This window comes from Stieleria marina, assembly GCA_007741555.1.
Classification (GTDB): Bacteria; Planctomycetota; Planctomycetia; order Pirellulales; family Pirellulaceae; genus K23-9.
Genome location: CP036526.1, coordinates 1,554,265 through 1,566,905, shown reverse-complemented (window position 1 = coordinate 1,566,905; position 12,641 = coordinate 1,554,265). Strand labels below are relative to the sequence as shown.

The window sequence follows — 12,641 nt, the reverse complement described above, 5'->3', positions numbered from 1 at the left end:
ACCCAGTCGGCTGAACCCACACCGCGTTAGAAACATTGCGGCAGAAACATTGCGGCAGAAACATTGCGGCAGAAACATTGCGGCGAGACGAATCTACTGTTCCGAGCCACTGGCACTAGGCGGTTTGAACGCGATCTCTTGCCACTTGATGCCTTTGTCCATGGGCTCAATCTGCAACATCAAGAACCCGTCTTGGTAAAGACGCACGGTGCCTGTCGATTGACTGACGGCCACGGCGATGGCCTTGGTTCGCCGCGTGATCGCCGCGGCGGCCCAGTGACGCGATCCAAGGCCCTTGGACATATTCAATTCTTCGTGCAGCACTTCCAGCATCTGCCGGCTACGTTCGATGACGCCGTCGCTGGTCACCACAAAGGCACCGTCCAACTGCGCGATCTCTTTCGCATCCTCTTGAACCTTGGGGTCCATCAGACTGCGTTCTTTGCGGTTGTAGCCGCGAAACGGATCGCAACCGGAGTAACTGGCGTGATCCAGCACCTTGCGAGTATCGCCGATGACGAACAAGGCCCCGACGGGCTTGCCCTCGCGCCCCTCCAAACCAATCTGCACCGCTAAATCGACCACAGTCTTGATGGTCTTCAGCGGAACGCTGCTTTCCAGCATCTGCAGATCACGCGTGGTTAGACGACGCATCCGTTCGTCTAGCTTTAGGTGGCTGATCGAATCGAGTCGACCTTGCTGAAAACCACCATACAGTGCAATCACTTCGCCGTTAATCTTGATCATTTCGTCCGCAGCGGCTTCCAAGAGAGCATGCTGCAAACGTTCCAGCAGAGGAGCTTTTTCTTTGTTAAGAGCGAGCGGCCGGAGGCCAGCTTCTGCCGCCCCTTCCAAATCGTCCGAAGAATCGACTGCCACGATCACAGGCTTATCCAGCTCCATATCGCTGGACATTTGCGAGATTTTTTTCCAGTCCGTATGACCATCCAGAAGTACTAAGAGAGCATCAGCGCTCAAATCCTTCTGCAACTCAAAAGCGGCCCTCAACATGGCCGTGTTGTGTTTGGTTAGTCGCTGGTTCGCCATCGGTGGCAACGGAGGTCGAAAGGATGCAAATCAAGAAGCATCTTTTTAGCTCATTCGCGTCATCTGCAATAGCCAACCGAAGCGAATTTGCCTCCGAAACCCGTCGATCTTTGGGCAAAACGACCGCGAATATCTCGCTGGATCAGCGTTTCGATCCATAGGTCGACGGATGCTTGGCAATCGAATCAGGACGGTACGCAGGTCCAGACTTGAATACCCGATCGTGGTACATCGCCAAAGAACGAAGTGCGTGGCCTTTGGGACCAATTTTCCAGTCGTGGCCCAGGTCGCGATTCATCGAATTCAACAAGAATGCGATGCCGCGGACGAGCCGCGGATCTTGCAACTGAGAATCCGGAGTCGTCGTCAGCAGAAACTCGACCATGTGGCCGGTCGTCTGGATTTTTCGATCAACGTCTCCACTGTCGCCGCGGCCTTCGTACCAGTTCGTGCCCATCGATCCATCGCGATTTTGCAACGAATAGGTGTAGTTCACAAAGTCACGTACGTACTTTTCGGCTCGCGCCCACTGACCAGTGATCGGCTTTCCTTCGGCACGTCGATTTCTCAGTGCGTGGGCGTAACCCATCAAACGGTGCGAACCACCACACGCGGCACCCACGATCGGCTGGCGAAGCTCTTCGCGGATCAGTCGCTCGAAGTCCCAACGCTGCCCATCTGAGGCAATCCATTGGTCGTCGGTATTGAGATAGTGCGAAAGCCCGATCAATGTGAACGTGAGCTCCTCGCCACTTTTGCACGCCAATTTCTCTTGTTCGATGATGTCTTGCATCGAGTAGCGGACGTTGTCGGCGTAAATCGGGTAGTTCGACGGAACATCGCACAGTGATAACACCGTTAACAGCTGTGCCTGGTGACCTTGAAGCCCCACTCCGCTCTTGACTTGGATTCTGCCGCCCTGCGAGGTAAACAGTCGTTGTCCACGACAAACATTGTTGCCGGCAATCCAAGCGATCGTGCTGTAGTGACGACTGCCCACCGCACAACGCGTGTTGACGCCGTACACCATGATGGAGTGCATCATGCCCCAGTTGCTTCGCCCGGCCGCCTTTTCAGGTCGATCGTGATAGTACTGAAGCACTCGTGCGATGCCGGGCTGCATTCGCTGAACGTAGGGAGTGATTTGAATCGGTGTCGCAGGCATGCCGACGTAGTCCAACGTGACCGATTGTTCGGCGGAGCTGCCAGACTGCGGCGAAGATGTGTCCAAGTCACCAACGCGGCTGCTGCCACGACTGGCCGTTTCTTGTCGCGAAAGCGAAGCACTCGCTGACGCCTTTGCGGGATCTCTTCGAATCTCAGAGCGTTTGGCCACGCGAGGCGCGTCAGTCTTGTTGGCGGCTTCCAACCGTTCTTGCTGGCGTTTTGCCTCCTTGGCAAGCTCTTCGCGAATATCGTCCTTCGCTCTTTCTGCTTCGGACGGCTCCGTGGACGACTCTGACTTTTCACGCAGGGCAACGTCAGCCGCGGGAACGCTCTTGGGAGCCAGACGCTCGACGGGCTTTTTCGCCAGCGGAGCAAGCCTCATCGGCTCATTTAGTGTCTCGTTCGCGGGCGGCACCAGCTGTTCCAGTCGCTCAAGCGCTTCGGCGATCTGATCGTTGGTGCTAGATTGCGATTTTGTCTTTGGACTTTCCAATCGCGGCGCCGGCTGCTTTTTAAAACTGAGCACACTTCGCCCCGGTTCGACAGCCTGCACTTGATCATCCACTTGCAAGTCCACACGCTCGCTGGCACGCAGATCGGCCGGTGGCGTCAAGGAAGGCGGATCAACCTGTGGAGCGCGAGTTTTGAATTCCAGCGTCGATGCGACAGGACGTCGGGGCTCGATCGCACGAGGTTCAATGGCGTGAGGCTCGCTCAAACGAGGCGAGATCGTGCGAGGCTCCCGCGCGCTAGGTTCAGCCAAACGGGGATCGGCGGATCGCTGATCCCTTGCCGCACTCCCCACGTCGCCGACTGCATACCGGCGTTCCGCCTCCGCGCGATTCTCGCTGGCATAGCTTGGCGTGTAGCTTTCCGCCGACCGCGCATTGGGATCTCGCAAAGGCTGCGAACCTTGTGTTCCGTTTCGTGATACCCAACCACCGGTCTCAGTATGACGAAGCGTCTGCTCAGCGACTCGGGCACTCGGTGCGTTGGCTGCCGCGACCGAACGAGGCGGTTGCGGCAAGTTTTGCGGCGCGCGGGTGGCGCCGGATTGGCTCGGTTGCTGGTGCTTGTGGTTGGAAGCCGGATGCTGGTTCGTGCGGCCTCGCAATCGAAACAGCGGCTGCCCGTTTCGATTTCCTCGCCCAAAGATTGGCCCCGCTACAGGCTGCATTTTCAACGTGCTTTGCACACCACGGTAAGTAGCGTTCTGCGTCGGGACGGCACTCATCGATCGCTGTGTATTATTTCGCACCGATGCGGTCGACTGTTTCGTCTGAGCAGGCACGGGCTTTCGCACCGCGACGTCCTTGGCAGTGTCCTTGACGACTTCTGCTTCAAGGACAGACTCTCGTTCAGCCACCTCTGCGGCCGGGTTCAGCAATTTCAGCGGGCCGATTACTTCAGTATTTTCCGGAGCATTCTTGGGCGGTATCAAATGCAACGTTGACCGTTGCTCGGCAAACGAAGTCGCCGGCGTCAACGTGGTCGCTGCTAACAGCGCCGCGAAGAGAGAAAGACGACGGGTTTGACGACGAACAGATATCTGATGATGTGTTGCGGGCACAACTGACTCCATAGCTTGCGAGAGACTCTCTCAGTGCTATCGGACTTCAGGTGGCGCGAATTGACCCCGAGTTGACGGGTGAAAAGGGCCGCAAGCTACGTCAACTTTAACATCACCATTTTGATCTTTGCGGCAAAGTCACGCGATTGACTAAAGGTCAAATTCTTCGAGCGAATCGAGCAAATCATCCAGCTTGTCTTTGGGCTTCACCGCCAAATTTTCCTGCCGACGTTTCAGCTGATCATCGATACCAACAGCGTCTCGCCCCGTTAAAAGCAGCTGTTCGTCTCGTTCACGCGCGGCCGTGGCGATCGGATCATCTCCTCCGGCCGGAGCGCCAAAGAGCTGCGACAGGTCAATCTTGAATCCTTCTTCGCCATCAACCTGGGCACCAGCAATTGCTGGCGCTTTGTGCTGTGGAAAAATGATGGCATTCTCGGGACAGACTCGACTGCACGCGGGACAACCTTTTCGGCAGTTGTCAGGTTGCTCCACCAAAATGTTCTCGGCACCATCGACACCGTAGACACCAAAGAGGCAAAAATCGACGCACTCCATGCAATTGGTGCAGCGACTGAAATCAATCACAGGGTACCAGCGTCGCGAAGTCGTTTCGTCGACTTGAACGATCTTGCCACCAATAACAGGCAGACTGACGAGCTCGTCGCTGGGCAGTCCCACAATCCGCAGAATCTCTTCTAGATACGGCCCGGCTTTGTCAGTGAGTTTCAGATCCAAACAATGAATCGATCGATCAGGCCGCGGATACAAATCCACGACTCGGTCGACTGCTTCAGTTTCAGGAGCGTCCGGTGCGGGAGGCTCTTCTGCGTCATCATCCTCGTCGCCCATCATCACTTCGCCCGACTGCCCTTGCACGCCGTTGCGATCCAAAACCCAGTGCGCAGCACGCGAATAAATCCACGACACAAAAACAATATCGCCTTCGACTTCGGCAAGCCGCTGATACGACTCGCTGGACCTGGGCAGGTCGTACAAGTGGGGAATGACGATCACGTCCACGCCTGCCATTTTTTCAGCCGCGTCGACGATCGCTTGTTCCAAATCTCGCTTCTTGGGATTGCGGGACTGTCCCCGCGAAACAACCAAGGTCGTCGTCGAAACATCAGGAGTTGCGGCTGAGATCATATTTGGCTGCGAGGAGGAGGAAGGGAGTTCGCGTTGGCAGGAGAGTGATATGCTACCAGTCAAGCGGCTTGAGCCACTCACTTTTCGCTGCTGACACGCTCACATCTAACGTGACGTTTCCGCCCTGGGTGATTGTCAGCTGGTCGCCTGATTCGATTGTACCTAGTCGAGCAACTGGAATCCCGGCATCGGTGAAACGCTTTTGAAATTCGGCCGCGTTTTCAGGTGTCGTTTCAACCAGGAATCGCGTGTTCGATTCGCTGAACAGCACTTCGGTGGTGGACAATTTGCCACCGATTCCATCGATAGCAAGCTTCATCCCAAGCCCGCCAGCCATGGCCATTTCGACCGCAGCGGCTGCCAGCCCACCTTCGCTCAAATCGTGGCAGGATCGTAGCAGCCCCGACGATATCGCGCCGTGAACAGTTGCGAACGTTGTTTTCGCTACCATGGCGTCAACCGTTGGGACCTGCCCGCCGCTGAGACCGTTGACCAAACAAAGGTGGGATCCACCCAGTTCACTTTTCGTTGCTCCGACTTGGAAAACCACGTTGCCCGCTTCCTTGGCGTCCATGGTGACACTTTGCGACACGTCGGCGATCTGGCCCATCGCGCTGATCAACAAGGTCGGAGGAATTGCAATCGTGTTCTTCGTGCCATCGTCATCAAAGTAGCTGAATTCGTTATTCAGACTGTCTTTGCCACTGATGAATGGCGTCCCGAGCGCTATTGCCAAGTCTTGGCAAGCAATCGCGGACCGGACGAGCGAGCCGAGTGTTTCGGCGCGGTCGGTGTAGCCCCAACAGAAATTGTCCAAGATGGCGATCTTCGATGGATCCGCTCCCACAGCCACTGCGTTTCGCATCGCTTCGTCGATCGCCGACGCAGCCATGTGGTAAGTGTCAAAGTCGCCGTAATGTGGGTTCATTCCACAGGAGATGACCAGTCCACGCCTACTGCTGACCAACGGACGAATGACGGCGGCGTCGCCTGGGCCATCACATTGCGGACCGACCAGAGGCTTGACCACGCTACCCCCTTGGACCTCGTGATCGTACTGACGAATCACCCAGTGCTTACTGGCAACATTGTAGCTGCCCATGATCGACAGCAACGCATCGCGGTGATCATCACTGGACATCGCTGGCAAATCGACAGCCACCGTTTCCGGTGGTGAATAGACGGCATCGCGGATGATCGGCGGCCTGCCGTCGTGCATGAATTGCATGGACAAGTCACCGACGGTTTCACCGTGGTAAGTCAATTGCAGTCGGCCGGTTGGCGCAAAACGTCCGATGACCGCGGCCTCAACACCTTCGCTTTCGCAAAGTTGAATTAATTCGTCTACCGATTCCTGCGGAACAGCAAACACCATTCGCTCTTGCGCTTCGGAAATCCAAATCTCGGTGTAGGTCAGGCCGTCATATTTCAGAGGACACTTTTCCAGCCAAACTTCGGCGCCCAACTCTTCGCCCATTTCGCCGACCGCACTGGAAAATCCACCGGCTCCGCAGTCCGTCACCGCGTTGTAGAGTCCGCGGTCTCGTGCTTGCAACAAAACATCCAACACCATTTTTTCGGTGATGGCGTTTCCGATTTGAACAGCGCCGCCAGAGAGCGATTCGGACTCGCTGGTCAGCTCAGCCGAACTGAACGTGGCACCATGAATGCCATCACGCCCGGTTCGTCCCCCCATCGCGACGATCAAATCGTCTGGCTTGACTTCTTTTTCTTCCATGCCAACCGGAATCATGCCGACGTTGCCGGCGTAGACCAACGGATTACCCAGATAGCGTTCGTCGAAGTAGACCGCACCGTTGACGGTCGGGATTCCCATCCGATTGCCGTAGTCACGTACACCGGCCACGACGCCTTTCATGACGCGACGTGGATGCAACACGCCAGGCGGCAGGGAATCCACATCGGTCTCCGGCGGAGCAAAGCAAAATACGTCCGTATTGCAGACTGGCTTTGCTCCCATCCCGGTGCCCATCGGGTCGCGAATCACACCACCAATCCCCGTGTTCGCACCGCCGTACGGCTCCAACGCCGAAGGGTGGTTGTGGGTTTCGACTTTAAAGCAGGCGTGAAATTCATCGTCAAAGGTCACAACGCCGGCGTTGTCTTTAAAAACGCTAACGCACCAGTCATCGTCGCCCAGATTCTTTCGGATTTGCTGCGTGGCGGCAAAGATCGTTTCCTTCAGCATGTTGTCGTATTGACGTTCATCGCCGTTGGGCGATCCATCCGCCCCAGGGCCGCGGTAGTGAATGCGGCCGGCCAGCGTTTTGTGGCTGCAATGTTCGGACCAAGTTTGTGCGATCGTTTCCAATTCAATGTCCGTCGGCTCGCGACCAATCGAATTGAAGTGATCGCGAATCGTCTGCATTTCGACCAACGTCAAATACAACTGGCCATCACGCGAAAGCGTTTCCAAGCCTGCGTCATCCAGCCCACTCATCGGAACCGTGGTCAATTCGAAATCATAGGGCGCGCCTACGTCAAGCTGATCCATCTCCAAAGGTCCGACGACCACTTGTTCGATTGAATCGTTCGACAGAGCTTTCTTGCAAATCGATTCCAACGCCGCATCATCGACGGCTTTGTCCAACCAATACTTGCGCATCGTCCGCACCGCGTCGACTTCGATGCCCGCGTCTTTGGCTGCTCCCAGCGTACTGGCAGCAACGGGATCCATCACTCCTGGTTTGGGCAGCACATTGACCAAGCGCGAACCGGCACCCGCGTCGCTACTGAACTGCGGCGGCTGATTCAAATCTGCTTGCCCAGCAATCGCCACGACCGTACGCTCGGTCACCGAATCCGAAAGGAGCGTGCTGGCTAAACGCACGGCATCGTCGCGATTGAAATTGCCTTGAACCAAAAAGCTACGTGCAAAGATAACGTCGACCTGTTCGCCGAGCCCCAGCTCGCGAATCTCTTCGCTGGTACGGTCGCCTTCGCGGTCAACTTGTCCCTCGGCGGGATAGATATCGATTTGCCAAAGCGGCATAGCGGTTACTCGTTTTCGTACTTAAAAGAAAGGGATTTCGCAAACAGGTTTTTGGTCACTTACGCTTCTCGTCACTCAGTAGCTTGCTTCAGCATTTGTGCTTCGCGGAGCCATTCGTGCAATCGTTGGTCGTCGGCGTTTCGCAAAATGGCCGTCAGACTTTCGACGTCGTCCGTCAGTCGTTTGAGCTGCTCTAAAATGGCCAGACGATTTTCGCTACAGATCGCCGTCCACAGCGTTGGATCTCCCGCCGCGACGCGTGTGATATCGCGCCAGCCAGAGCCAACCAAATCGCCCGCCGCATCGGGCAGCAGCCTTGCCACCAGCGACGACATCAAGTGTGGCACGTGACTGACGGCTGCCAAGTGGGCATCGTGTTCGGCCGGGCTCAGCTGAACGGTTCGGCCTCCAGTGAGCTGCCAAAACTGTTCACAAGCCTGCAGCTTTGCCGAATCGGTCATCGGCCCCGGCGTAATCACGATCAACTTGCCGTCAAACAGCTCCGCCGTTGCGTTCTGGGCCCCGGTCTTTTCGCTGCCAGCGATAGGGTGCGCGGCAACAAAATTCGGCAGTGAAATGGCATCGACGATGGTTGCCTTGGTGCTACCCACATCCGTGATCAAACAATCTGGCGGTGCCGCAGCCGCCGCCAAGTTGGCCACTTCGGCAATTTTGTCGACGGGTGCGGCGACGACAATCACATCGGAGTGATCACTGGCCTCTTCGATAGACGGTGCCGCTACGTCGATCACCCCCAAGTCGATCGCGAGTCGACGTTTCGCTTCGCTACGCGAGTAGCCAACAAATTGCGTTTGCGGCAATTTCCGGCGCAGTGAAAGAGCCAGGCTGCCACCCAACAGTCCGACGCCAAGAATCGCGACGCGTTTCGGTAAAAAGGGTGGAGTCATTTCAAAACATCAAGGTGTCGAATCGAATTCTCGCGTCGTCAATATCTCGCGTCGTCAAAGCGGGCCCACGTTTGTCACGGGGACCGACGTTGAGTTGTCCGGCGTAGAGTTGTCCGACGTAGACGGAGGCCACATCAAACTGGCCTACATTTCTGGCAAATTATGGCCCATCTTCTGGCGTTTGGTTTCCAGGTAACTCTTATTGTGCTCGTTGACCGCAGACACGATGGGCACTTGGTCGACAACGTTTAGGTCGAAGCCTCGCAAGTTGAAGGCTTCGGTTTTCTTTGGGTTGTTCGTTAACAGGCGAACGTCGCTCAGCCCCAAGTCTTTCAGAATCTGCAAACCAATGCCGTAGTCACGCATGTCCGCTTTGAACCCCAGTGCGTGATTGGCTTCGACCGTATCCATCCCTTCGTCTTGCAACGCGTAGGCGCGAATTTTTTGTGCCAGCCCGATCCCGCGTCCTTCTTGCGGCAAGTACACCAGCGCACCACGACCTTCGCTACTGATCATGTTGAGCGCCATGTGCAATTGATCGCCACAATCACAACGCAGCGAATTGATCAGGTCGCCGGTAAAGCAACTGCTGTGCATCCGAACCAACGGCGCAGTCCCTGGTGCCGTCAGATCGCCAAAGACCAATGCGATCGGCTCTTGAGCTTCATACTCGACCGAGAATACAACGATCTGGAAATCACCGTACTTCGTTGGCAGCTTGGATTCAGCCGCCCGGCGGATCAGTTTTTCGCTGACGCGTCGGTGGGCAATCAACTGCTCGATGCTAATGATCTTCAGATCGTGTTTTTTTGCGATTGCGACCAGCCCGTCACGCGATGCTCGGTCTCCCGAATCATCCAACACTTCACAGAGCACGCCCGCCGGCGCCAATCCAGCCATGCGTGACAAATCCATGGCGGCTTCGGTATGTCCGGCGCGACGAAGCACACCGCCTTGTTTCGCCAACAACGGATACACATGCCCGGGTCGAACGAAATCGTCGGTCGTGCAATCCGGCGATGCCAGTCGGCGGATGGTTTCACTGCGTTCGCTGGCCGTGATCCCCGTTTTGGCTTCGCGAATATCCACCGGAGTCATAAACGCGGTTTTAAGTGGCGCGTCGTTCTGTGCGACCACCGGCAACAACTCCAGTCGTTTGCAGACTTCTGGTAGCACGCTGACACATAGCTGACCACGCCCGGACAGCATAAAATTGATCGTCTCGGGCGTAGCCTTTTCAGCTGCGCAGATAAAATCGCCTTCGTTTTCACGATCTTCGGCATCGACGACAATAATGACTTCGCCGCCACGAATCGCATCAACGGCTTCGGGCACCGAATTGAGCTCGACCGGCATGGTTTAGCTTTTTTGGTAAAAGGGTTGCGGGGACCAAGTTGGTCGCGGGTCCTATTATACGGCTGAACCCAGATCAGCCCACCGCCCCATTTTTCATGCTGCGACGACGTGCTAGCCCCACAAGGCGACTTTCTACCGATGCTTATGAGAACCAATGTGCCAACGACTGACCGCATGAGCCCCCGGATCCTAGCGATCATCGCTGTCTGGGTTGTGGGGGGGCAAACCTGTCTTGCCCAGCCAAACCCGCTGACGACCAAGGTTGCCGTGAAATGCTTGGCTGACCTGAAGTACAGCGACGCGGAAGGCAAAGCTGGCCTGTGTGACGTGTATCTGCCAAAGCCCGCGTTGGTTAGCGAAGAACAGTCGCCAAAAGTGACTCAAAAACGGCCCGCCGTGGTAATCGTCCACGGGGGGGCATGGATGACCGGCGACAAATGGACTTTGGAAGGCTACTCGCGCCTGCTGGCCAGCCACGGCATTGTGGTCGTTACCATCAACTATCGCCTGGCGCCCAAGCATAAGTTCCCGCGTCAGGTCGACGACGTTCGGCAAGCTTTGATCTGGACGGCCCAACACGCTGACGAGTTCGCAATTGACTTGGAGCGTCTAGGACTGTTTGGCTATTCGGCCGGTGGACATCTATCGACTCTGGTCGCAATGTTGGCCGACGAACCGGCCGCCACCCAGCAAGCTGCCAGTGAATGGAAAGCGAACGACCCGCGTTGGAACCAAGTTCCCACCGTCCATGCGGTTTGTGCCGGCGGGCCGCCCTGCGACTTTCGTACTTTGCCAATCGACAATACGGGCATGTCGTATTTCCTGGGAGGTTCGCGCCGCGAAAAAAGCGACGTCTACACCGCTGCCTCCCCCACCGCGCACGCGTCGGCAGGTGATCCACCCATGCAAATCATTCACGGCGAATCAGATTTCATGGTCCCAATCGCCAGCAGCCGCTCGCTCCGTCGAAAACTACTAAACGCTGGCTGCGACGTTCGCTTCCTGGCGCTGGCCGGCCAAGGCCATATGGTCACGTTCCTTGATCCGCGAACTCGGCAAGCAGCGCTGGAGTTCTTCCAAAGCGTTTTCATCAAACCATCGCTGTCGGTTTGGGACATGCGACGACTTGGCCGATCCCCCCAAGCAACATGGATCGACCAAGCCAAACCGATTCGCGAATTGATCTACAAAGGCGAAACCGTTGACGGCGTGCCAACCGATGTGTTCGCGTTTTACGCCACGCCTGGATCGATCGCAAACGATCCGTCACTGGACAAAAATCTGCCCTGCGTCGTATTGGTCCACGGTGGAGGCGGCACTGCGTTTGCTCCTTGGGTTTGGAAGTGGGCGAAACGAGGTTATGCAGCAATCGCAATGGATCTAGCAGGCCATCGACCGCAGTCTCCCAAATTTGATGCCGGGGAATTGGTCGTCGACATGCGAGCCGGCCGTAAACGACTTGAAAACGGCGGCCCCAATCAAGGACACGCCGAGAAATTCTCCAGCGTCGGAGGCACACTCCAAGACGACTGGCCCTTTCATGCCATCGGCAACGTCATTCGCGCTCATTCACTCGTACGCAGCTTTCCCGAAATCGACGCCGACAGAACGGCCATTACCGGCATCAGCTGGGGCGGATACACGACGTGCATCACAGCCTCGATCGACGACCGTTTCAAAGCGGCGGTGCCGGTTTATGGTTGCGGATTTTTGCACGACGGAGAATCGGTGCAGCGCCCGCTGATCGATGCGTTGCCCCCGGCACAACGCGAGCAATGGATTCAACAGTACGATCCGTCCAGCCATTTGGCCAATTGCCGGGTACCGATTTTCTTTGTCAATGGAACGAATGACAAACATTACCCACTACCAAGCTATTCTCGCAGCTTTGATTTGGTGCCGGATCAAAACTCGATTCGTATCGCACCCAACATGAAACACAGTCATCAAGCGGGATGGGAGCCCAAAGAAATCGACTCCTTCATCGACAGCCAGTTAAACGGCGATTTACCACTGCCGAAGCTGAGCGATGCAGAAATCCAAGACAACGCATTGCAAGTCGCTTTTTCCAGCGAATCAAAACTAAAATCTGCTCGACTTCATCTCACCAATGACAAAGGACTGTTTCGTGAGCGAAAGTGGCTCAGCCAAGCGGCCACGATCGAAGGTTCAAAGATCAAAGCGACGGCCGACTTCGCCAACGCGACGGCTTGGTTCGTCACGGCGACAGATGAACGCGGCGCCATGGTCAGCACCAAGGCAACTTGTAAAACAGCTGCAAACACCGACACTGAATCACAGTGACGACGCCCGAAAAACAGCGTGCCGAAGAAACAGCGTCGGCCGATTTGGTTCAGTGAGCGGAGCAAACTTCGCCGGATCGTGCACTATGCTGATGACCGAGTGTCTCATTCCAGCCCGAACTGATTCC

7 protein-coding genes are annotated in these 12,641 nt (G+C 56.2%); 1 reads left to right on the top strand and 6 read right to left on the bottom strand.

The window, feature by feature from the left end:
- Positions 1–93: 93 nt before the first annotated feature.
- The 6 genes from K239x_RS05505 to ribA form a co-directional block, all read right to left on the bottom strand.
- On the bottom strand, positions 94–1,047 hold the full coding sequence (locus K239x_RS05505) for a DNA integrity scanning protein DisA nucleotide-binding domain protein (RefSeq protein ID WP_145416734.1): 954 nt from the start codon (positions 1,045–1,047) through the stop codon (positions 94–96).
- A gap of 142 nt (positions 1,048–1,189) precedes the next feature.
- On the bottom strand, positions 1,190–3,784 hold the full coding sequence (locus K239x_RS05500) for a hypothetical protein (RefSeq protein ID WP_145416732.1): 2,595 nt from the start codon (positions 3,782–3,784) through the stop codon (positions 1,190–1,192).
- A gap of 150 nt (positions 3,785–3,934) precedes the next feature.
- Positions 3,935–4,933: an ATP-binding protein gene (locus K239x_RS05495; RefSeq protein ID WP_145416730.1), complete on the bottom strand. Its 999-nt coding sequence runs from the start codon at positions 4,931–4,933 to the stop codon at positions 3,935–3,937.
- A gap of 52 nt (positions 4,934–4,985) precedes the next feature.
- On the bottom strand, positions 4,986–7,946 hold the full coding sequence (purL, locus tag K239x_RS05490) for a phosphoribosylformylglycinamidine synthase subunit PurL (RefSeq protein ID WP_145416728.1): 2,961 nt from the start codon (positions 7,944–7,946) through the stop codon (positions 4,986–4,988).
- 71 nt (positions 7,947–8,017) lie between these two features.
- Positions 8,018–8,854 carry a prephenate dehydrogenase gene (locus tag K239x_RS05485; protein WP_145416726.1) on the bottom strand — a complete coding sequence of 279 codons (837 nt, stop codon included), beginning with the start codon at positions 8,852–8,854 and terminating at the stop codon, positions 8,018–8,020.
- Positions 8,855–8,998: 144 nt separating this feature from the next.
- A complete protein-coding gene (gene ribA / locus K239x_RS05480) occupies positions 8,999–10,210 on the bottom strand; it encodes a GTP cyclohydrolase II (RefSeq protein ID WP_145416724.1) in 1,212 nt (403 codons plus the stop codon).
- A 174-nt stretch (positions 10,211–10,384) separates the two neighbouring features.
- Between ribA and K239x_RS05475 the strand changes: the two genes are divergently transcribed.
- Complete coding sequence (locus K239x_RS05475; RefSeq protein WP_145416722.1) at positions 10,385–12,514, top strand: alpha/beta hydrolase family protein; 2,130 nt, start codon at positions 10,385–10,387, stop codon at positions 12,512–12,514.
- The last annotated feature ends 127 nt before the right edge of the window (positions 12,515–12,641 follow it).

Bases quoted from the DNA above. Each gene is read 5' to 3' on its own strand.
- K239x_RS05505 (WP_145416734.1), bottom strand. From the start codon at position 1,047: ATGGCGAACCAGCGACTAACCAAACACAACACGGCCATGTTGAGGGCC.
- K239x_RS05495 (WP_145416730.1), bottom strand. From the start codon at position 4,933: ATGATCTCAGCCGCAACTCCTGATGTTTCGACGACGACCTTGGTTGTT.
- purL (WP_145416728.1), bottom strand. From the start codon at position 7,946: ATGCCGCTTTGGCAAATCGATATCTATCCCGCCGAGGGACAAGTTGAC.
- K239x_RS05485 (WP_145416726.1), bottom strand. From the start codon at position 8,854: ATGACTCCACCCTTTTTACCGAAACGCGTCGCGATTCTTGGCGTCGGA.
- ribA (WP_145416724.1), bottom strand. From the start codon at position 10,210: ATGCCGGTCGAGCTCAATTCGGTGCCCGAAGCCGTTGATGCGATTCGT.
- K239x_RS05475 (WP_145416722.1), top strand. From the start codon at position 10,385: ATGAGCCCCCGGATCCTAGCGATCATCGCTGTCTGGGTTGTGGGGGGG.